General features: G+C 49.2%; 14 protein-coding genes and 1 pseudogene. 9 read left to right on the top strand and 6 right to left on the bottom strand.

What is annotated here, in order from left to right:
- Positions 1 to 53: 53 nt before the first annotated feature.
- Both ACOCLE_RS25290 and ACOCLE_RS25285 read left to right on the top strand, forming a co-directional pair.
- Complete coding sequence (locus ACOCLE_RS25290) at positions 54 to 1724, top strand: ATP-binding protein (RefSeq protein WP_419534771.1); 1671 nt, start codon at positions 54 to 56, stop codon at positions 1722 to 1724.
- Complete coding sequence (locus ACOCLE_RS25285) at positions 1721 to 2416, top strand: response regulator (RefSeq protein ID WP_419534770.1); 696 nt, start codon at positions 1721 to 1723, stop codon at positions 2414 to 2416. The genes ACOCLE_RS25290 and ACOCLE_RS25285 overlap by 4 nt, the downstream gene beginning before the upstream one ends.
- Here the strand turns inward: ACOCLE_RS25285 and ACOCLE_RS25280 are convergent.
- Positions 2413 to 4575, bottom strand: a complete 2163-nt coding sequence (locus ACOCLE_RS25280; protein WP_419534769.1) for a multiheme c-type cytochrome — start codon at positions 4573 to 4575, stop codon at positions 2413 to 2415. The two genes, ACOCLE_RS25285 and ACOCLE_RS25280, sit on opposite strands and share 4 nt — an antisense overlap.
- A gap of 80 nt (positions 4576 to 4655) precedes the next feature.
- Between ACOCLE_RS25280 and ACOCLE_RS25275 the strand changes: the two genes are divergently transcribed.
- The 6 genes from ACOCLE_RS25275 (at position 4656) to ACOCLE_RS25250 (ending at position 11450) form a co-directional block, all read left to right on the top strand.
- Entirely contained in the window at positions 4656 to 5042 is a 387-nt protein-coding gene (locus ACOCLE_RS25275) for an SET domain-containing protein (protein ID WP_419534768.1), read from the top strand.
- Between the two features lie 108 nt (positions 5043 to 5150).
- Positions 5151 to 6188: a CNNM domain-containing protein gene (locus ACOCLE_RS25270; RefSeq protein ID WP_419534767.1), complete on the top strand. Its 1038-nt coding sequence runs from the start codon at positions 5151 to 5153 to the stop codon at positions 6186 to 6188.
- A 324-nt stretch (positions 6189 to 6512) separates the two neighbouring features.
- Positions 6513 to 7823 carry an imelysin family protein gene (locus tag ACOCLE_RS25265; RefSeq protein WP_419534766.1) on the top strand — a complete coding sequence of 437 codons (1311 nt, stop codon included), beginning with the start codon at positions 6513 to 6515 and terminating at the stop codon, positions 7821 to 7823.
- 30 nt (positions 7824 to 7853) lie between these two features.
- A complete protein-coding gene (locus ACOCLE_RS25260) occupies positions 7854 to 9281 on the top strand; it encodes a di-heme oxidoredictase family protein (RefSeq protein ID WP_419534765.1) in 1428 nt (475 codons plus the stop codon).
- Between the two features lie 89 nt (positions 9282 to 9370).
- The gene (locus tag ACOCLE_RS25255; RefSeq protein WP_419534764.1) at positions 9371 to 10315 is read left to right on the top strand and encodes an imelysin family protein; all 945 of its coding nucleotides are present in this window, start codon (positions 9371 to 9373) and stop codon (positions 10313 to 10315) included.
- Positions 10316 to 10355: 40 nt separating this feature from the next.
- Positions 10356 to 11450 (top strand): DUF1513 domain-containing protein, encoded by a 1095-nt coding sequence (locus tag ACOCLE_RS25250; RefSeq protein ID WP_419534763.1) that lies wholly within the window; start codon positions 10356 to 10358, stop codon positions 11448 to 11450.
- 55 nt (positions 11451 to 11505) lie between these two features.
- Here ACOCLE_RS25250 and ACOCLE_RS25245 read toward each other — a convergent pair whose 3' ends face one another.
- From ACOCLE_RS25245 to ACOCLE_RS25225, 5 genes and pseudogenes are all read right to left on the bottom strand, one after another.
- Entirely contained in the window at positions 11506 to 12936 is a 1431-nt protein-coding gene (locus ACOCLE_RS25245; protein ID WP_419534762.1) for a carbon starvation protein A, read from the bottom strand.
- 558 nt (positions 12937 to 13494) lie between these two features.
- On the bottom strand, positions 13495 to 15414 hold the full coding sequence (locus ACOCLE_RS25240; protein ID WP_419534761.1) for a hypothetical protein: 1920 nt from the start codon (positions 15412 to 15414) through the stop codon (positions 13495 to 13497).
- A gap of 75 nt (positions 15415 to 15489) precedes the next feature.
- The gene (locus tag ACOCLE_RS25235; RefSeq protein ID WP_419534760.1) at positions 15490 to 16863 is read right to left on the bottom strand and encodes a DUF1329 domain-containing protein; all 1374 of its coding nucleotides are present in this window, start codon (positions 16861 to 16863) and stop codon (positions 15490 to 15492) included.
- Between the two features lie 32 nt (positions 16864 to 16895).
- Positions 16896 to 18607: pseudogene (locus ACOCLE_RS25230) on the bottom strand (DUF1302 domain-containing protein).
- Positions 18608 to 18757: 150 nt separating this feature from the next.
- Positions 18758 to 20506 carry an alkyl/aryl-sulfatase gene (locus ACOCLE_RS25225; protein WP_419534759.1) on the bottom strand — a complete coding sequence of 583 codons (1749 nt, stop codon included), beginning with the start codon at positions 20504 to 20506 and terminating at the stop codon, positions 18758 to 18760.
- Between the two features lie 105 nt (positions 20507 to 20611).
- Between ACOCLE_RS25225 and ACOCLE_RS25220 the strand changes: the two genes are divergently transcribed.
- Positions 20612 to 21667, top strand: coding sequence for an AraC family transcriptional regulator (locus ACOCLE_RS25220; protein WP_419534758.1), 1056 nt, complete (start codon positions 20612 to 20614; stop codon positions 21665 to 21667).
- Positions 21668 to 21744 lie beyond the last annotated feature (77 nt).

Below are 21744 nucleotides of genomic sequence, written 5' to 3'. Positions count from 1 at the left end.
TAACGGGTATTTTGTTCATAAAGTTCACGGAAGTTTTGAAATAAGAAACAAGCATGAACGTCACAGCCAACCTAAAGCAGTTTTTTGCCCTGCACCCAATAAAACTGAAAACCCGAATGATTGTCATTCTGGGCATTATGGTCTTGATCCAAACAGGGCTAGTGGGTGGATTTGCCCTGACCTACTTGAGTCAGGCATTAGATGAACAGATGGCGCAGAAGGCCATGAATGTTGCTTCTACCATTTCTGATATGCCATCGGTATTGAGTGCTGTAAAGAACCGGGATAGCGATTTTCTTCAGCCCCTCAGTCTTCGTCTGGCTGAGAAAAATGGTGCACGCTACGTTGTTATCGGTGACAGCAAAGGTATTCGTCTTGCCCACCCGGATACCGCTGCTATCGGCTTATCCATGCTCGATGATGAGCCTGATGAACGTCCGCTGATGTTTCCTGACAACAAGTCTTATGCCTACACGGCACAGGGCAGTCTTGGCAGCTCCATGCGGGCCAGAGCCCCCATCATTTCCCATGAAACCGGAGATATGATTGGCGTTGTTTCAGTGGGCTACCTTACTGACCGTATTGCCAGCGTCGTGAATCGATACCGCCAGACTCTGGCTCTGGTCATCATTCTGGGATTTCTCGTGAGTGCGGTGATGGCGGTTGCCTTTGCAGACTACGTTAAACGCACCATTTTTGGACTGGAACCGGAGCAGATCGGCAGGCTATACCAGGAAAGGAACGCCACTCTTGAGTCTGTCCGGGAAGGTATTATTGCCATCAACAAGGATGGCAGGATAACCACCTGTAACCAGGCTGCATTAGCGACTCTGGGCCTGCCCACCAGCCAGGATCTTATCGGCCTTCCAATGCAGGAAGTACTTCCAGACAGCAATATTCTGGATGTACTGACGACTGGCAAGCCTCATTATGATCAGCAGGTCTGGATGCAGGGTAAACAGCTGATTGTCAATCGTATTCCTTTAACAACTGGTGGCCAGGTTACCGGTGTTGTATCCAGCTTCCGCCTTAAAGATGAATTAGATCGTGTCAGCCAGCAATTAGATAGAGTGCAGCAGTACGCAGATTCCCTGCGCAGCCAGGCTCATGAATACAGCAACAAACTCCACACGATTGCCGGGCTGATTCAGATTGGAGCCACTGAAGAAGCACTGAACTATATCGGACAGGAAAACCAGAGCCATCAGGCTCTGATACAGTTACTGCTCGAAGCAGCACCGGACCCGATTCTGGCCGGCTGTCTGTTAGGAAAATACAGTCGCGCCCGAGAACTCGGGCTCTCCCTGAAAGTTGATGACAGCAGTCATATGAGGTCATTACCAGCTGATCTTTCCCGTGATCAGCTGGTCGCAATTATTGGTAACCTGCTGGATAATGCCCTCGAAGCCACTCTTCACCATAAAGGCCCGGGAGGAGAAGTCCGGCTGAGTATGACTGACCTTGGTAATGACCTGATTTTTGAAATTGATGATGATGGTCCGGGTCTTACCGCAGAAGATCAACGCCGGATTTTTAACAAAGGCGTTACCAGTAAAAAGGAGGATGGGCACGGCATTGGCCTCTACCTGGTTCGTAAACAGCTGGACATATTGGGTGGTCAGGTATTGGTAGAGCCTGGTGATCACGGAGGCAGTCGCTTTGTTGTTTTTATCCCCAAAGTATCTCCTGAACAAAAAATAACACAAGGAACTCAGCTGGTATGATTCGCGTTGTTATCGCCGAAGATGACTTGCAGATTGCTGAAATTCAGCGCCGCTTTCTGGAACGCGTAGACGGTTTTGAAGTGATCGGCCTGGCGCACAGCCTGATTGATGCGCAGGATATGGTCGAGATTTTGTCTCCTGACCTACTGATGCTGGACATTCACTTTCCCACAGGCACAGGTCTTGAGCTATTACGCTGGCTTCGCTCCAGTAACCAGCGTACGGATGTCATTCTGGTTACCGCGGCACAGGAAGTGGATACATTACGTGAAGCTCTGCACGGGGGCGTCTTTGACTATATTCTGAAGCCCCTGGTATTTGAGCGACTGCAGGCATCTCTTGAAAAATACAAAACACATATCAATCGCCTTGCTGCTCTTGAAACACTGGCACAGGGTGATGTGGATACATTGATGCATGATTCCGCATCATCAGCATCAAAAGAAGTCACAAGTCGCCTTCCAAAAGGGATCGATGCCTTAACACTGAATAAAGTACGAGGTGTTTTTTCTGACAACCAGAATGCCTTGAGTGCTGAAGAGGTTGGCCAGTGCATCGGGGTCAGCCGAACCACTGCCCGCCGCTACCTTGAGTACTTGACCAGCGAGCAGCACCTGCAGGCTGAAATTGTATACGGCACAGTGGGACGCCCCGAGCGTAAATACCTTCTTCCGAAAAAACAGAGTGCTTAAGGGGCACTTTCATAGGCTCTAAGCGCATTCCCGATATCAATATTCTCGGGAAAACGATCAAGCCCCTGCTTTAGAATATCTATTGCCTTGCTAACCTTGCCTGTCGAGTGCAATGCAACACCATAGATATAAATAAACCGGGCATTATCCGGCATTAAGTCGGCAGCCTTCTCCAAGTAGGCGATAGAAGACTCTCGTTGTTTCTGACGAACAAGGTAAAGCCCCATTGCATGATTTAAGCTGGCCGACATGGGAATCGTTTTCAGCCCCTTCTGTAGAATAGCCTGCTCTTCCTGGTGGCGATTCATATGGTGATAAGTGGATGCCAGTTGGATATACGCCTGATCGAAAAGAGGTTCAACAGCAATGGCTTTTTCCAGCTCTTTGATTGCTTCAGTAGTACGGCCTAGTTTCAGATAGAATTGACCAAGGTTGATCCTTCCTGCCGCGCTATCCGCATGCAACCTCTGGACCGCGATAAACTCCTCAATTAATTGCTGGCGTCTACTTCTCTGTTCAGCACTGAACCACTGCTCAGGAATGCCTGCAACAATACGGGCAACTTCCAGACGAACAGCCTTTGAGGAGTCCTTCATCAACGGGAGCAGTAATTGGTGTTGCAATTGAGCCGGTGCCTGAGCCAGCGCTGAAACAGCAGCAGACCGAACGATCGGGTTGCTGTCACTCAACCCCTGCTGGATAACAGGCAATGCTGACCTGCTGAGATAGTTGGCAATCTCACTATAGGCCGTTGCCCTGATCATGGGGGCATAACCATCATTAGCGGCGATTTCCAGAAGTGACTTACCAGCCTCCCGGTTACGGGTACGAGCCAGATGAAACGTCGAGGCAAACTCCGGCTTATTCCGCCATGTTGTTCCAAGCCACTGGTCGAGTGCAGAAACCGCCCAGCGATTGCTCTTATCATCGTGACATTGAATACAGGCGTTTGGGGTACCCAGCGTTTTTGAAAGATCCGGTCTCGGGGTCTTGAAGGCGTGGTCGCGCCTTGGATCTACAACCATGTAGGTTTTCTCTGGCATATGGCAACTGACACATTCAGCGCCGGCACTGCCAGCCTTGTGAAAAGTATGTTTCGGTGTATCGAATACCTGAGGGTTATGGCATTGGGCACATACTTGCTGCGGCGGGGCTTTTAACTGGTTAGTGTGAGGGTCATGGCAATTGGTGCAGGTGACACCGGCCTGGAACATTTTACTCTGTGCAAATGAGCCATAAACAAACACTTCGTCGTTAATCTGACCATCAGAATGATACAGCCCGGATCGTAACAGTTCAGGCTGATAGCTTTCGTTCAAAGGCTTATCAACTTGAAACCCTGAGGTTATGGCTTCTCTGCGTGAGTGGCACTGTGCACAAATCTCAATCTGCTTCTGTGCTTTTTTATCCACAGACTGGGCAATAGAAGCGCCTGGTAACCAGTGCCAGATATTGGCATCGGAGATATCCACAGACAGCCCATTACCTTTCGCTTTGTCAGGATTCTGCGCCCACTCCACATGAGCGCTGGCAGGGCCATGACAACTTTCACACCCAACACCAACCTCCTGCCACTGACTTTTATACCAATCACTTTCAGCCTGGTAACCTTTCTGATACCCAGTGGTATGGCATTCAATGCACATCCGGTTGCCATTTTGTGAAGGCTGAGTCCAATGCAGTGGACTCCGATAATCAATGTCATCATCAGGATAAAGGTGAAACCAGCGCTGTCCACCTTCTGACTCCGGTCTTGAATCCCAGGCAATCCCCAGCGCCTGCAGTCGCCCACCAGGGTACTCAATCAGATACTGCTGCAGTGGATAGTCACCTATGGTGAAAGCAACGTTATACTGCCCTTTTTTGCCTTCTGGTCCATCGGTCTCAACCATAGGTTGATCATTCGTAAAAAAGAAGCGACTGGTATCGTCACCATATCGGAAGGTCGTATTATTGAAATCCCCCAGTACAGTATCACGCTGGGCTTGTTGCAGTGCTGAATGGTGCTGACTCTGTTTCCAACCGGTATAGGCCTCAACATGGCAGGCAGCACAAACCTGACTGCCCGCATAGTTGCTCGAGGTGGCATAAGCTACTTGAGAAATAACCCATAGAAGAAGGGAAATCCCCCCTTTTTTGACTACGTTGGGGAGGCTCATCTTTGTTATTCTGTATTTATATTTTTGATCGGCTAATACTACAAATAGCGATCCCTAAAAACCATAACAATAAAAACAATATGCTCTATATCGCAAACAGCCATGGCAAAGGGCGTGGTGTTTACACGGATAACCGGATCGAGCGGGATACGGTCATTGAAAAATGTCCTGTCCTTGAAATCCCCCATGAAGAGGTTGAGCTTCTGGAGTTGACCATGCTCAACAATTACTACTTTGCCTGGGGCAAAGACCAGAAGCGGGCAGCCCTCGCTCTTGGACTCGGCTCAATCTATAACCACTCTTACACACCGAATGCCATTTATCGCCCAAGAGAAAATGAACAGATTATCGAATTTGTTGCCATTCGAAAAATCCTGGCTAATGAGGAAATAACGATAAACTACAATGGTTCACCCAATGACCAGTCACCTCTTTGGGGGGCGGACGAAATACCCTGGTTGAAATAGCGATAAGCTATTGATTATAAATACGATGTAATAATCGGAAATTTCTATCGCCAAAGATCAAATTCTCAGGCTAGAATACCGTTCCCTTGATTACCTTTGGAGCCATACGTGGTTACGCTTGTTGCGTATGTTGTCATCGCTATTGCGGTGTCCTTTATTTGTTCGGTATTTGAAGCCGTCCTACTCAGTATCTCCCCAGCCTATGTGGTTAGCCTTGAGCAGAAAAACAGCAAGTGGGCAAAGATTGTCCGGGAGTTGCATGATCATATCGACCGCCCTCTGGCCGCTATCCTCACCCTGAATACCATTGCTCATACCATTGGTGCTGCAAGTGCTGGTGCTCAGGCTGCGAAAGTCTTTGGTGATGCCTCTGTTGGTGTTTTTTCAGCCGTGCTGACCTTACTGATCCTGGTATTGTCTGAAATTATACCAAAGACCATTGGTGCTTCCTGGTGGCAATCTCTGGTTCCTGTAATGGCCGTTGGCGTGCGCTTTATGGTTAAGCTGCTTCTGCCCATTATCTGGATCACCGAGTTACTGACCAGCAAGCTGGGGCCAAAGGACAAAACAAACCCTTACCTGCGCGATGAAATTCAGGCGATGGCCGATCTTGGCTTTCAGGTTGGTGCACTTCAGGGTGTCGAGTCTGAGCTAATGAAAAACATGCTGAAGTTTCGTGATCTCCAGATTGTGGAAATCATGACTCCTCGTTCAGTGTTGTTCTCATTGCCAGAATCTACGACCACTGATGCTTATATGAATGAGTTCACTGGTTCCAGCTTCTCACGTATCCCTGTGTACGGTGAAGACCCGGATGATATTAATGGCTTTGTCATGAGAAATGACATTCTGCTCTCCCACCTTCGGGAAGGCGGCAATACAACCCTGGAAAGCCTGAAGCGTCCGATTATTGCGATTCTTGAGAAAGAACCACTGCCAAAACTGATGGCCACTTTCCTGGAAAAACGCAGTCATATCGCCATGGTTGTCACCGAATATGGCGATATCCGCGGTATCGTGACACTGGAAGACATGATTGAAACTCTGCTTGGACGCGAAATCGTTGATGAAAGTGACGAAGTCGTGGATATGCAGCAGGCAGCAAAAACCAAATGGGCTCATCGCCTGACAGCAACTGCTTCCTGATAATCTTTATTTTCATTGAGCAGACAGTTCATCCAATATGGGCTGTCTGACTTTCTTATCAACGCCTCAAGTTACCTCATCAAATAATACACTACCCACCACTATTAGCTCTAAAGCATTTCTACCCAAGAGGTGGAAAGCCATCGGTCTTATTCCTGAGTCTTCATGGCTTTGAAGTGAATAAAAGATAAAAGTGATTTTTCAATAAACCCACCGAAAGTACACGACAGTATCATCCCTCTTGTTGAAATAAGAATAATTCTCATTATAATTCCGAATCCATAACCTGATATAACCAATAAAAATATTCGGAGTCCATTAAGGATGATGCCCTATTCCTCCCTGCGAGCTGCCGGCTCGATGTTGCTGGTGACCGCACTTCTAAGCGGCTGTGACAGTACTGAAGAAGCCCTCGATACGTCCGCTGCTGAAACCGTTGTCAGCCCAACAGAAGGCCGCGATGTCGTTGCTCACTATGCCAATATTGCCCTGGCGACTTATGAAGATGCCCTGACTACAGCCAAAGCCCTGAAAGAAGCAAGCCTCCAACTTGTAGACAACCCATCAGAAGAAACCCTTGAACTGGCAAGAGCGGCCTGGATTGCTGCACGTGTTCCATACCAGCAAAGTGAAGTGTTCCGTTTTGGTAACCCGGTAGTTGATGACTGGGAAGGACAGCTGAATGCCTGGCCTCTGGATGAAGGTCTGATCGATTATGTCCAGACCACACACTATGACTATGAAATGGGCAATGATGGCGCGCTGGCTAATATTGTCAGCAACACCGAATTAACCGTAAACGGTGAAAAGCTCGATCTGAATACTCTGACTCCTCAGCTTCTTGCAGATCTAAATGAGCTGGGAGGTAGCGAGGCTAACGTCGCAACGGGTTATCATGCCGTTGAATTTCTGCTCTGGGGACAGGATCTGAATGGTACTGCAGCAGGTGCTGGTAATCGTCCTGCTTCTGATTTTGCTAAAGGTGATGCCTGCACGGGTGGACATTGTGAGCGTCGAAGCCAGTACCTGATCACCTCACTGGATCTGCTGATCACGGACCTGGAGTACATGACTCAACAATGGCAGCCAGGCGTAGAAGACAACTATCGCTCAGAACTGCTGTCAGAACCGGTTGAGCAGGGGTTCAGAAAAATGTTGTTTGGTATGGGGAGTCTCTCACTGGGAGAACTGGCGGGAGAGCGCATGAAAGTAGCGCTGGAAGCAAACTCAACCGAAGATGAGCACGACTGTTTCAGCGATAACACCCATAACTCACATTTCTACAACAATCTGGGCATCCGGAACGTCTATACCGGTCAATATCAGCGGGTAAACGGCAATGTAATCACCGGGCCAAGCCTTGCAGACCTGGTTGCCACCGCCAGTAAAGATGAAGCAATAATGATCATTACCCGCTTTGACCAGAGCCACGACGCTTTGCAGAAACTCGTTGACTCAGCCGAAAAGGAAGGCGTTTTCTTTGATCAGCTCATCGCTTCGGGTGATGACAAAGGTAACCAATTGGTGAAATCTGCCATCAGTTCACTGGTTGCTCAAACCAGCGCCATTGAAGAAGCGGCTAGCCTGATCGGTATTCAACAACTGAACCCTGATACGGCAGACCATCAATTCTAAAGCAGCACGTTATATAAAAAGAAACTGAATATGTTATTACGAGCCATGGGGTTCGCCTTTTTAGCCCTGATCACCGGATCAGGGCTTTTGGGCTGTAACAACACCGAAAAAGTCACCTATGAGAAAGGTGAAGAGCGACCAGGTGGCCAGACATCAGCCACTGTTTCTGGGCGTAATGCCTTTTCGCTTCCCTCTGCCAATATGGCAGTAAGCCGTCGTCTGGACTTCAGTGTTGGTAACAGTTTTTTTCGAAACCCCTGGGTTGCAGCCCCCGCCAGCACCAAAGCCAGAGATGGTCTAGGGCCCATTTTTAACACCAATGGTTGCCAGAACTGCCATATCAAGGATGGACGTGGCCATGCGCCAGAAGATGGTGACCTTAACCGTGTATCCATGCTGGTCAGACTCAGTATTCCTCCCAGCTCAGAAGACCTGCCGTTATTACCCCATCAGGGTGTAATCCCTCATCCGGTTTATGGTGACCAGCTACAGGATTTTGCCTTGCCCGGAGGTATTGCTGAAGGTCGCGTTCGAGTCACTTATGAATACCATAAGGTTACGTTTCAGGACGGTGAAACCGTTGAGTTAAGAAAGCCCGTTATTTCAATTGAAGAGCCTGGCTATGGTCCATTATCGTCAGATGACTATGGCAACGTCATGATGTCAGCACGGATAGCGCCACCTATGATTGGTCTCGGTCTGCTGGAAGGGATCTCCGAAAACGACCTTCTCGCCAATGAAGATATTGATGATAAAAACAGTGATGGTATTTCCGGAAAAGCAAACCGGGTCTGGGATGTTGAGCAGAACAAGACCGCTATCGGTCGCTTTGGCTGTAAAGCCGGGCAGCCAACGCTAAAGCAACAGAATGCCGCAGCCTTCAATGGTGATATGGGACTGACCAGCAGCCTCTTTATGAAAGAAAGCTGCACCGCTAAACAAAAACGCTGTCATGAGCAAATGGCAGGGGAGCACCCCGAAGTATCTGACAATATTCTCAATAAGGTAACCTTCTACAGCCAGAATCTTGCTGTGCCTGTCAGGCACGATGCCAAAGATGACAAAGTTCTCACAGGTAAACAGCTTTTTTACGACGCTGATTGTGTTTCCTGCCATACTCCGTCATTTACAATCGGCTCTACTGCTGCCAGAGAACAGGCAAACCAGAAGATCTGGCCATATACTGATTTGTTATTACACGACATGGGAGAAGGGCTTGCTGACCATCGCCCTGAATTCCTGGCCAATGGTCGTGAATGGCGTACACCACCACTATGGGGGATTGGTCACACTCATGAAGTTGATGAAACGACAGGTTTTCTTCATGATGGTCGGGCAAGGACACTAATAGAAGCTATTCTCTGGCATGATGGCGAAGCAGCCAAATCCAAACAACGAGTATTGGCAATGAGTGCCAGAGAGCGTAACGCGTTGATTCACTTTGTAGAATCCTTATGAAGAAGTACCTGACACTGATAATTCTTTCTTTGGCCTTGAGTGGGTGCGATCAGTTTTTCCCTGAAAAACTGGATTTGTCCCGTTCGCCCATGACCATCTTGCTGGAAGACCAGATTCAGCCACGTTATACCAGCCTGGTTTCTGAAGCTTCAAACCTTCGAAACCTGGCATCGGAGTTCTGTCTGAATCCGGATAACAAACACTTTGGTTTACTGCAGCAACAGTGGCGTACCACCATGCTAAGCTGGCAATCTGCAGAAGCCGTTAGCCAGTTGATGTTGGAAGAAAACATGGAAGGTTGGCGCTTTCAGTTCTGGCCTGATAAAAAGAACTTAACCGGTCGAAAAGTGGAAGAACGACTCAAGAACAAAGCCCCTGTACCTTTACTATCAGACAGCGTGATCCTTCAGGGTTTGTCCGCATCCGAATACCTGCTTTTTGATTCTCAGGCTAACGATGCCCTGGCATTGAAGAAAACTGAGTACTGCCAGTTTCTGGTTGAGAACACCGAAGCGCTTTATGCCAACAGTTTGGAGTTACAACAGAACTGGGAAAAGTCAGGTAACTATTATATAAAACTGATGGCAATGGAGCGCGGTAAACATGCGTTTGGTTTGAATGGTTGGGTGCTGAATAGCCTTGATGCCCAGACCTCACGCCTGAGAAAAGAGCTGGCTCTCCCCTTAGGAAAAAACCGCACCAATCTCTTTATGGCGGAATCCTGGCGTAGCCGACAGTCCCTGGAAAACATCCGCACCGTCCTCGCAGCCTTTGATTCTCTGGTCGCTCTGGCCATTGAGCAATCAGCAAACCAGGAACAGGCAGCACTATGGCAGGACATCGTTCTGGAACTGGACAGCCTTTCATTATCGATGCAAAACCTGCCTTATGATTTCATGACTGCCATTGAACAGGGCAGAGCTGAAGACCTGCTTAGTCTGAAAGAACAAATTAACTCACTTGGCAAGCAGGTTGTGAAAACAGCAACCAAACTTGAAATTCCTCTTGGTTTTAATTCAAGTGATGGTGATTAGGGGGCTTGTTCAAGAATAGCCCCATTGAAACAGTAGAAAAATGCATCGACGCGTATTTATAAAAAGTGCACTAATTCTGTCGGCTATAGGGTTAACCGGTACCGGATGTACATCAACCTCCCGTCACGTACTGGCCTCTGCAGCCATGGACTCAGCAGGTAATCCCAGTATTCGCCTGATAAACCCATACAAAGCTCAATCCAGTATTATCCCTGTCCCCGAACGACTCCATGATGCCTGCCTTCGCACCAATACCATGGAGGTGATCGTTTTTGAGCGACGCCCTGGCTATCGTTTTTATGTGGTTGATGTTGAAAAGGCTCAGATATACAAAACTATTACTATGAATCCTCAAAGGCATTTATACGGCCATGGCGTTTTCAGTCAGGATGGAAAATGGCTATACACAACAGAAAATAACTTAAGCTCTTTACAGGGTGCCATCGGTATTTATGACGCTGAACAGGGATACAAGAGAACAGGAGAGTGGCTACTCCCCTCTCCGGGTCCCCATGAAATTCAAATGATGCCAGACGGAGAAACACTGGTTGTTGCCGTTGGAGGTATCAAAACTCACCCTGACACAGGAAGAAAAACCCTGAACCCTGGTTCACTGGAGCCCTCACTGGTTTATCTGAACCGTCACTCTGGAAAGACTATCGAGCAACGGTCATTTGTCGATCCCCACCTGAGCATACGCCACCTGGATATTGCCAGCGATGGAACGGTTGCTATTGGCATGCAACATCAGGGCAGTAATGATGAGGCCTTACCTCTGGTCGCTACCCATCAGCGGGGTAATCCTATTCAAGCGATAAAGGCTCTACCGGAGCAATGGCTGGCACTGAAAGGCTATATTGCCAGTGTTGCCTTACTCTCAGAAGCGGACACCATTGCAGTTACCTCTCCCACGGGAAACCGAGTCGCCCTGATACAGAAATCCACCGGGCAACTGAAGTCTTTTTTCTATCACCGGGATTGTGCCGGTATTACACCACTCTCGCCAAGCAGGCTGGCAGTAAGCAATGGTTTTGGTGAGATTCAGGTGCTGGAATGCTTACAGGGAATGGCAAAGCGCATCCATCAAGTTAAGCACGCTGACTGTCGCTGGGATAACCATATATTGCGCATTTAACCCTGCTCAAAAAAAAGCCCTGAAAAACAGGGCTTTTTAAGGTCATTCGTGAACTTTATACCGCTGGTTGTGCCGATACACTCCGTTTGGCAGCCGCCATCATAAACCAGATAATTGCTGCAATGGCTGCTACAGCACCCACTGGGTAAGAAATAGCAGCAGATAGGCCAAGTCCTTCTGGGGCCATCAGAATATAGGTAGTACACACGGCGGTCATAAAGGTTGCAGGCAGTGAAGCCAGCCAGTGACTTCTTCCCAGGTGAACCATATACATGGCCGATGCCCAGAGAACAATGGTTGCCAGTGCCTGATTAGAGAACGCGAAGTAACGCCAGATAATGTTGAAATCGATAAAGGTCAGAGCAAAACCAACCGCAAATACGGGAACTGCCAGCATCAACCGGTTCTTTGTGCTTGCCTGACTGATATTCAACGCATCGGCAAAGATCAGTCGTACACTCCGAAAAGCGGTATCACCGGAAGTGATTGGGCAGGCAATAACACCAAGGATGGCCATCATCCCACCAACGGTTCCCATCAAGCCGACAGACACTTCATTGACTACCAGACCCGCACCACCTTTTGCCAATACTTCATTAAGACCTTCCAGACCATTGGGGAAGAAAGCCATCGCCGCTGCTGCCCAGATCAGGGCTACCACGCCTTCGGCAATCATGGCTCCATAAAATACACGACGGCCATAGCTTTCAGTTGGCAGGCAGCGTGACATCATCGGAGACTGGGTTGCATGAAAGCCACTGATGGCACCACAGGCAATGGTAACAAACAGCATTGGCCAGATTGGCAGACCTTTGGGATGTGAAAGCGGATCGGTTATTTCAGGAATCGGCAGACCTTTCACCAGCATCATGCCACCAACACCGACGGCCATAATCAACAGGGTTAAACCAAACAGTGGATAAATTTTCGCAATGACTTTATCCACAGGTAACACGGTAGCCATGAAATAATAGGCTAAAATCACTGCCAGCCAGAAGCTGGTATCAGCAAAGATGCCTGTCATTCCCAAGTTCGCCAACAACCCGGCAGGCCCCATCATAAAGACAACACCCACCAGCAGCAGGAGCACCACTGAGAAGCCACGCATTACTTTGCGAGAACCTTCTCCCAGGTAATGCCCAACAATTTCAGGGATGGATTGCCCCTGGTGACGCACTGAGAGCATGCCAGAAAAGTAGTCGTGGACAGCACCACCGAACACGCAGCCAAAAGCGATCCACAGGAATGCAGCCGGACCATACAGTGCTCCCATAATGGCACCGAAAATAGGACCAAGACCGGCTATATTCAGAAACTGGATTAGAAAAATCTTATGCCAGGGTAGAGGGACAAAGTCGACACCGTCTTGAAGGGTATGCGCCGGAGTTTCTCGATTCGGATCCGCCCCAAAGTGACGATCGACCCATTTTCCATAGACCAGATAGCCTACGATCAAAATTGCTAATGCACCAAGAAAGCTAAACACGTCAACTACCCCGCTAAGCTCTGTTGAGCTAAGGCTGACCGGACAACAGTGGAAACCCAACCGCTGGAATTATTGTAATACCTGATTCCTGTTGAACAGAAAATCGGCAACATCGATTTTGCGCGCAATATAGCAATTTGCTGACATATTATTTTGATATAAAACAAGGAAGGAGTAATCCTTCTAAAAAAGACCATTGACGCTTAATAATCACTCTGTGGTGCCTCCAGTCTTGCGCGGCCCTGGTCAGGGATTCTGGCTTCTCAGCTAAAAACCAGTCAAGATTCTCAGCGGTTATGAGAAATCAAAATGACTTTAGAACTCACAGTCTTCATTTCCAGTTTTTTAATTGGTAAGTAGCTGGCCATATGGAATCGAATACTTCTGAGTGAGTGGATAGTTACCATGCAAGGCACAACGGCGGGAGCATAGCCGTAGCTATGTGACCAACGTTGTAACGCTGCACAACTGCATGGATGCAGGAGTTAGAGCAACGTATGGAGCAGTTGCCGAGAGTGACTAACCACTTACTCAGAGAATAGGATTTCATATGGTTAGTTACTTAGAAGCCAATTGATGCTCTGAATCGGCTCGGACAAATTCACAAGCGTTACTGAGTTCTATGGCCAATTGTTTAGCTCCCCCCCTATCAGCAGAGTTTAATAACTCATCAAAATCACCAATGCTTGACGCTCTGTCATTCGATGGTATTTCATTCAGCTGCCTCAACAACACACGAACGTGGCTCAGATCTTCAAGGGCAGAAGCCGGATAGCTATTGAAATACGTTGATGCGTTTTCGGCACGAATGGATGCGCTGCAAAGAATATGATGACTGAGAGATTGTCGGTTAACTGGTTTGTATCGTGCAATGCCTCCGGTAAGGTCATTCACCAGAGGGCCCATCAGCGATTTACTGAGCGCCCTTCGTACGGGAGAGTGTCCGATATAAAAACCACCATCTGGCCCGGTAATGGTTGTTGCTACCGACTCTTCAAGTCCCTGGGTATAGCCGATTACCTTCCCGGTTTCACGATCCAGAAGCCCAACCCCGACGGTAAGAGGAATCGCCTTGCCACTCTTAGTCAAAATGCCGTTACCAGCCATCATGGCAATCCCGTTTGCGGTCACGGTGGCAGTGAGCAAATTGATATTTTTTGCCCCCATCAGCTCCGGATACATATCCAGACTGGCAGACCACCCCCCTTCAGCACGATCTCCACGGTCAAACAACTTATAAAGCGTTTTTAACGTGGCAACGTAAAGCTCATTTCCTTCCGAAGCTACCGTGATGGAAGCCAGTACCTGCTCCCCGACATTGTGTCGCCAGAGTTCATTCAGATCCCGGTCATAGGCGATAACATGCCCATGCTCATCCGACGTGTAGATTCGTTTGCCATCTGCAGTTAGCGCCGGTGTTGAACCGGTCCCCCCTTCAAACATTGCCTTCGCCGCAACAGCAAGCTGTAACTTGCCCTCCCTTCTGACGACATCAATGCCATAAATTGCACCATTGGCAGCCAGACCGTCCTTAACCCCATCGTCTTCATCTTCTGCCGTAGCAGCGACAAAAATTCTTCCGGTGGCAGGATCGATGGAAAAGTAGTTAGCAACTTTTACCCCTCCGCCAAACAGAATATCCATCACCCGACTGAAGCGCCCTCCATGGGTCGGGTCCTCCCCAACAGCCTCTCTGGCGACAGCATCGGCTCTGTCAAGCAACCATTGTGGAATCCTGGTCGCATTAGAGGGTTTTGCAGGAGCGCCGGGAATTATAAATGGCTCAGGCAACAGCAGACGGCCGGTTTTTCGGTCCAGCATAATCATCGTGCCATCCATGACCACACTGACAATCGCATCGGCCTGAGGCAGATAATTCGCACCAAAGTTATGGCTGTTTTCAAGCCCCTGAACAGGATCTATGTACTTCTTCAGGCCGGTTTGCACATCCCAGATGATCTCGCCATCGGGCCTGACAGCCAGCGCCCGTTCATACAGTGTCAGATAGATAATCTGCTCACCCGGGCGATCCGGGTCGTCCAGCACCAACGGAGCGCCTCCACCCTGGCTGTAACCTTCAATGGTCCAACGTCGTTCACCCGTTTTGCCATCAAGGGAGACCAGAACCACATGCTCTTTCGGCGTCACTGGGCTGAAATACAGGTTACCCTCCCGATCTATGGATGGCCCTTCGGTGATGAACATATCCTGCTCAACAACCCAATCCAGCTCAACCTCGGGTGCCACGGCGGTGAGCACCTCGTCAGAATTGCGGGTTGAACCATGAAGCGAACGGAATGTGTCATTCACCCCAAGCACGGGGTTTTCTGGAGCCACATAACGAGGCCCATCAGGCCGCCACTCACTCAAAGAGGTATCGTCGTATGTTCTTGGTGTTGTCAGGTAATGGTTCAGCAATACACTGCACACCCCTATTCCGGCGACGGCAACGCCTGACATCAATAACTTTCTGGCCATGATTTACCTGCTTTATCGTTATTATTTTTATTCAGTAACACTGCCCGGAAAAGCAGTTTCACCGATATGCTAACCCTAGCGCCCCCAACGCCGTATCGCTGCGGGGGTGTAATCGGATTTACTGGCCAGCTGCCCAAAGATCAGCGGTTTTTTATAACTATTGGCGATGCCATTGGTGATGTAACGGCCAGAATAAAGGTCATAGAACACTTCCGTTACCAGCCAGGGCACCTGCTGAGGATTCAACTGGATGGCATGGGCCATCCCCACCCGCCAGATCTGATCTCGACTGTCATATAAATCGATGATTGACGCCTGCCAGGTGTCTTCGTCAATGTAGAAAGTGCGCTTGCCATAGACATGGCGCTGGCCATCCTTAAGAGCGGCTTCAACCACCCAGACGCGATGAAGCTCATAACGGGCCAGTTCCGGATTGATATGCCCCGGGTGAATGATGTCGGCATTACTCCGGCTTTTGTCATAGAGCACATAACTGTTATAGGGAATAAAGATTTCCTGTTTACCCTTCAATGTCCATTCATACTTGTCGGGCGCACCATTGAACATATCCAGGTTATCTGAGGTTTTTAGATTATCACTGCTGGTTGCAGGATTATCATAGGCAACATTGGGCGCCCGTCGTACACGACGCTGCCCTGGCAGATATTTCCACGCTCGTCTTGGCTCAGCAACCTGGTCAATAGGCTCATGCACCAGTGTCACTTCCCCTGCCATCCGGACTGGCTCCAATACCTTGGACTTATAGAGAAACAACAGGTTTGACTCCTCTTCCAGGTCGGTAATGCTCGGGAAGAAGTTCCAGATGGTCTGCTTGATGATTTCCCGATAATCGCCATTGGCTTCTGCAATCACCTGGCTGAGGGTCAGGTCCATACTGTCGCCACGGTAGCGCAGCATATGATTCCAGATGACCTCCAGACCATTTTCAGGTTCAGGAAAAGCCACTCCATTTGCCAACCCGGCAATGCCATTACCACCGTCCAGCAGCGTTGTGGTTTCAGCATTACGGCGCGTTGCCTCATACACGGAATCAGGGTAACTGGCACTGCGACGGGTTGGAAAAACGTTCATTTTGAAGCTATCGGGATAGCGTTTGAACATAGCCAGCTGGCCGGGCGTCAGCTGGTGACGGTATTGCTCAAGGTTTTCTGCCGTAATGGTAAACAGCACCTCATCACTGGCAAATGGGTTCGCCATATTGCCATCGGGCTGCATGGCTCCCTGCTCCGGTTTTAAACCACCGGTCCAGGCGGGAATCGTACCGGCACTATTCCCCTCTCTTTCAGCCCCAACTGGGGTTAGTGACTGATCGAGCGGATCCGTGGTTGAGAGTGTTGGGCTGGCTTGAACCATCGGTGCCAGTGCAATCATACCAGCCAGCGCCAGTCGTCTGGCAGTGCTACTAAGTAGAGTATCAACAGGTTTCATTATTATTATTCTCCCACAGTCAGAATCAGGGCTCAGAAGCTGGCGCTGATACTGAAACTCATGAAGTCACGATCATCCAGAGTGCTGTACTGGTTATTGCCAAAGAAGCTGGTGTAAGCCAGTGTCGCCTTATAATCATCACGATAAATAGAGCCAAGACTCAGCGTTGTTGCCATCTGGCCTTCCTCAAAAGCACCGCCAGGCTGATAGGCATAGCCATTGACATCATGACGGAAAGACAGTGATGGCTTAAGGGTTACCCCCGGCAGTACACTGCTATAAACCAGAGTCGCATTCAGTCGATACCCCCAACTGTCAGACGTCGTATACCCTTTATTAGTACAGAATTCATCGGTGATGTTGTCACTGTTATTGCAGGTGCCTGAACCATCATCTCCTGGGCCAAAGATTGCTGAGCGGCCATAACGGTTTTCATCACCCAATGCCCCAACGTGCATAAAGCCTATTTCACCAATCAGCGCTAATTCGGAAGCTCCCATAACCTGTGGAAATGTGTTGAGTGCGGTTATCTGAAGCTGGGTCACCGGTTTGCGGACATAACCCTCAACCGCTGCTCCATAATCACTTGGATCTGATGGGTTTGCCCCCCCTGATAGGCATCTGCCAGCAGGTCGTTGATATTGATCTGCAAAGGCATATTTGGACGATAAGCAAGCTCACCACTCAGAGACCACCCACTATTGAGACTGGTATTAAAACTCAGACCATAGAGTCGAATATTCTCCGGAAATACGGCGTTATAGGTCGCCCCTTGACGCCCACCAAGCCCGGGAATGATCGTATCTCCGGGCGTCGCCAGATTGGCGTTGGTTGCATTCAGGTAAGGGTTTCGGCTGTGGTAGTTGATAAAATAAAGACCAAACTCTGTTCCATTCAAATGTTCAGCATAATACTTCAGCGACGCCCCCCACTGACCTTGATCATTAGGCAGGTCATCAGCAACACGATCAATAATCGTGTTCAGCCCACCACCAACATTTTCTTCTTCCGCATTGGATAATGTTGCCTGTGTATAAATAGGACCACAGCCCGGCTGGATAGCATCCGTCGTTGCAAAAAAGGTATTACAACCATCCAGAACCGTAGGCCGCCAGTTAAACTGATAAAATCCTTCGAGCGTCATTGCCGGAGTCAGACCAACACTGCCATACAGCATCTCAACAGGCAGGAGACCTTCCTTAAGCTCAACCCCCGGGCGGTTAAAGGCAGCGGCATCCAGGGGGTTAATGATGTTGATGCCCCCCTGTAGAAAGGTACTTTCCCCCCAGCTCAATACCTGCTTACCCAGCCGGATATCCACCGGCATCTCACCCAGATCGAAATACGTCCAGCCATAGGCATCCAGCAGCTCTATGCCACTGAAACTGGCCAGATCATCAAAGCCACTGTCGTCGAAGTCGGTATAGCGGCCACTTTTCGTTTCCAGCCAATGGTCATACCAGTATTTGACGCTGCCCTTAAAGCCATAGTTACGGTATTCCAGTGTCAGGTCTGTCAGTCCTTTATACTGGTTGGAAATCACATCCCCTTTACCAAAATTCAGTCGGCCATTGTCCGCATTGGGTCCAGTACCGCTGCCTGGTGTGATGTTCAGGTCCTTACTCTCTCCAAATGTGTACAGTCTGCTGTCCGGGTTCTGAGTACTGACACTCATGCCGGCACTGATGGTCGTATTCAATGAGCCAGTCAGCTCACCATCGAGGGCCTCAAACGTTTTTGCCATTGCCTGCTGCGAAATCGCTGACAGAAGAATGGCTGCGCAAATAGGTGATACTGTATTGTTAGTAACCACATCGAATCCCGCTTATTGTTATTGTTCGGGTTGATTAAGTTGCAAAAGCAGGCTCAGCCGAGCCCACCTCTGCTCTGGTTTTTATTGAACCGGGTCAAACAGCGACAAAAAACTCACCAGTCCCGGAAGCTGGGTCATTCCACCCTCAACAGACAGGCTGCCGGTGGCCAGCGCAGTTGCAAAACTTTTCTCCCCAAGTACCAGGTCAATCCATTCATCGGTGGTGACGGATACCCGGATATCGGCATTGGCAATATCGCCACGGATAAACTCCGCAATGCCACTGCGAACATGCAGGCTGTACTGCTCTTCGGCATCGGTAAAATCAAAGCTCAGGGTCTTATCCACACCCGAACTTTTTTCCGGATTCAACGCTACGGTCATTGCCTGAATAAAGTTGCCAATGGGGAAGGTTTTAATCAGCGCCAGCTTCTCTGGTGTCATTACTTCCGGCTCAACGGTATGCCCCTCCAGCTCCAGAGCCTGTGACAGATAATAGTTGCGTCCATTCGGGTTCATGGAAGCCTGCCCAAGACTGCGCATTGCCTGAATTTTGATGGCTTTGCCTTCCGAATGATCTGGCTCGGCAAATAACAGATAATTCACCAGCTCCAGAGCCCAGCGGTGTTTACCCTGCTCCAGAGCATTGCGGGCTTCGGCAACCACCTTGTCTTCCCCCAGCAGGGCCAGCATATTTTCCCCACGCTCTTTTTCCGGTGCTTTTGACAGCGTTGCTGCATCACCATCAAACCACCCCAGGTAGCCGTTGAAGATACTGCGTACCGACCATTCGACGGTGCCGTACAGTTCCCGAAGATAGGGGTGGCTGACCAGTGGCTCGGGCAATTGCACAGACTCCACCAGCTGATCTTCCGTCAGCCCCTGGTTCATGCCCCTGATGGTCTGATCGTGGACAAACTGGATAGCGTCCCGATAGGCGGTTAATGTCTCATTGATCTCTTCACGACCACTGAGAGGGCGGGTATGGCTGGGCACCAGATGCGCAGGATTCAACTGTCGCATTTTGTCCAGGCTCTGAGTCCACTTCAGAACATCGCGGTAAAGTGTGCCCCGGATGGTATAAAGGTTGGGAAATGCCTTATAAATATTATCCCCTGGCATCAGCACATCATGATCCGGCAGATAAACAAATAACTGATCATTGGTTTCTCCAGGCGCATGCACCAGCTGAATACGAACTCCCGAGATTTCTAATTCCAGATCATCATCAAAGGTTTTGTTCGGACGTATCAGCGTTGGTGTACCGCCACCATGGCCAGCATCCAGAGCAGGACCAATGCCGGCATTAATCAAACCAGCGTCGTTTCTCTCAAGAAGGTTGCCAAACATCCGGCTGCTTCGATCACCGATGACCGGTCTCAGCTGATTAATCACCCGGTTAATGTAAGTATTGGTTGATGCATGGGCATAAACATCAACATCGCCACTGGGCACAAAGCCTTTGCCTCCCAGAATATGGTCGGCATGGTTGTGGGTGTAAATCAGGGCTTTGATGGGCTTATCGGTAATCTTTCTGAATTCATTCAGAACAGACTCTGCCGCTTCACGGCTTTCCATCACATCAACAATAATGAGACCATCATCACCTTCAATCATGATGGAGTTGGCAAGGCCAAAACCAACGGCAACATGGACGCCATCAGTGACCTTATAAACCTTACGCTCAAACTCGGCAGTGTGGGCTTGAAGCAGTGGGTGAGCCTTTCCTGCAGGAATTTCTGTCGTTGTGCTTTGCTTCTGTTCCTGCCCACAACCGGCCAGAAACAGGCATAAAGAAAGGAGAACTACAGCTTTTTTTATTATGATCATCAGCTATCCTGCACACCGATTGTTATTTTATTTTTTTCGGTGCCCCATGATATAACCGGATAATTGCTGCTGACCTGACTTTAACGGACAGAAGTTTGACCTGACATGACAACAACAAATGCGAATAAGACAAAAGCGATTACCGTAAACGACGATGCAACGACATTAAGTTCCTGGGCGCTGGCATTGGTCAATACGATTAAAAGCGTCCATTGTCCGGTTGAACCATTACTCCAGGAAGCCGGCATAGACCCATCGTTATTAACCCAGGCGGGTCAGAGAATCCCCATCCAGAAAATGGCGGTTCTGTGGAAAGCAGCCGTACGTGAAACAGGCAACCCGGCCATTGGCCTTTTGGTTTCTCAACACCTGCAAACCAATCACCTCTATGCGTTCAGCTATGTCATTCAGGCTTGTGGTAGCGTCCGTGAAGCGCTGGAAACCATGGTTCGTTTTTCTGCAGTGATCAGCACCGCTGTCGAACTGGAGCTGAAAGAGAAAAAGGACTGTGCAGAGTTGATCTATGGTGTGCGCGAAAACTACCCGGCCCCCTGTCATGAGGCCATGGATGCCTCCGCTGCCATCACCATTATTCGAGCAATCAACCACCTTGGCCTTCGGCCTGAAGATATTGTTTGTGTCAAACTGCCCCGCCCATACCCAGATCAACCTGAACTCTGGAAAGCGGGACTTCCCTGCCCGGTACACTTTGATTCAGACTGTTTGAGGGTTGTCTTTCAACCCCACGTTCTGGAAAACGAGCTACCGACAGCCAGTCCAGAAATTGCCAGCACCAACGGTGAGCTGCTGCGCCGCTATCTGGATTCTCTTAACCGAAACTTCGTAACGCGGGCAAGGCAACACCTGGCTGACTTGTTCATTTCGGGTGAAGCAACACAGGAAGCGTTGGCTGCTGAGCTGAATATGAGTCCAAGGAATCTGCAAAGAAAACTGTTCTCTGAAGAGACATCGTTCAGAAATTTACTGGATGAACTTCGTCAGAAACAGGGACTCCATGACGTTCAGCACTCTCAGAAACCCATTACCGAAGTTGCTCATGACCTTGGCTTTTCAGATACCGCCAGTTTCAGCCGGGCATTCAAACGCTGGACAGGTACATCTCCAACGCAGTATCGAAAAATGAAAGAAGTGGTTCTTTAAATAACGATTATCAAACAGTGCCTCATCCCTGAGACAAGCTGATCATTTTTTCTCCTACTTTATGCAGACTGCATAAA

This window comes from Endozoicomonas sp. (genome assembly GCF_965196975.1).
In the GTDB taxonomy this organism is placed as follows: Bacteria; Pseudomonadota; Gammaproteobacteria; order Pseudomonadales; family Endozoicomonadaceae; genus Endozoicomonas.
The sequence above is the reverse complement of the archived record's forward strand: the minus strand, read 5'-3'. Positions and strand labels throughout refer to the sequence as shown.

Bases quoted from the DNA above. Each gene is read 5' to 3' on its own strand.
- ACOCLE_RS25260 (WP_419534765.1), top strand. From the start codon at position 7,854: ATGTTATTACGAGCCATGGGGTTCGCCTTTTTAGCCCTGATCACCGGA.
- ACOCLE_RS25275 (WP_419534768.1), top strand. From the start codon at position 4,656: ATGCTCTATATCGCAAACAGCCATGGCAAAGGGCGTGGTGTTTACACG.
- ACOCLE_RS25235 (WP_419534760.1), bottom strand. From the start codon at position 16,863: ATGAAACCTGTTGATACTCTACTTAGTAGCACTGCCAGACGACTGGCG.
- ACOCLE_RS25225 (WP_419534759.1), bottom strand. From the start codon at position 20,506: ATGATCATAATAAAAAAAGCTGTAGTTCTCCTTTCTTTATGCCTGTTT.
- ACOCLE_RS25220 (WP_419534758.1), top strand. From the start codon at position 20,612: ATGACAACAACAAATGCGAATAAGACAAAAGCGATTACCGTAAACGAC.
- ACOCLE_RS25250 (WP_419534763.1), top strand. From the start codon at position 10,356: ATGCATCGACGCGTATTTATAAAAAGTGCACTAATTCTGTCGGCTATA.
- ACOCLE_RS25280 (WP_419534769.1), bottom strand. From the start codon at position 4,575: ATGAGCCTCCCCAACGTAGTCAAAAAAGGGGGGATTTCCCTTCTTCTA.
- ACOCLE_RS25290 (WP_419534771.1), top strand. From the start codon at position 54: ATGAACGTCACAGCCAACCTAAAGCAGTTTTTTGCCCTGCACCCAATA.
- ACOCLE_RS25240 (WP_419534761.1), bottom strand. From the start codon at position 15,414: ATGGCCAGAAAGTTATTGATGTCAGGCGTTGCCGTCGCCGGAATAGGG.
- ACOCLE_RS25255 (WP_419534764.1), top strand. From the start codon at position 9,371: ATGACCATCTTGCTGGAAGACCAGATTCAGCCACGTTATACCAGCCTG.
- ACOCLE_RS25285 (WP_419534770.1), top strand. From the start codon at position 1,721: ATGATTCGCGTTGTTATCGCCGAAGATGACTTGCAGATTGCTGAAATT.
- ACOCLE_RS25265 (WP_419534766.1), top strand. From the start codon at position 6,513: ATGATGCCCTATTCCTCCCTGCGAGCTGCCGGCTCGATGTTGCTGGTG.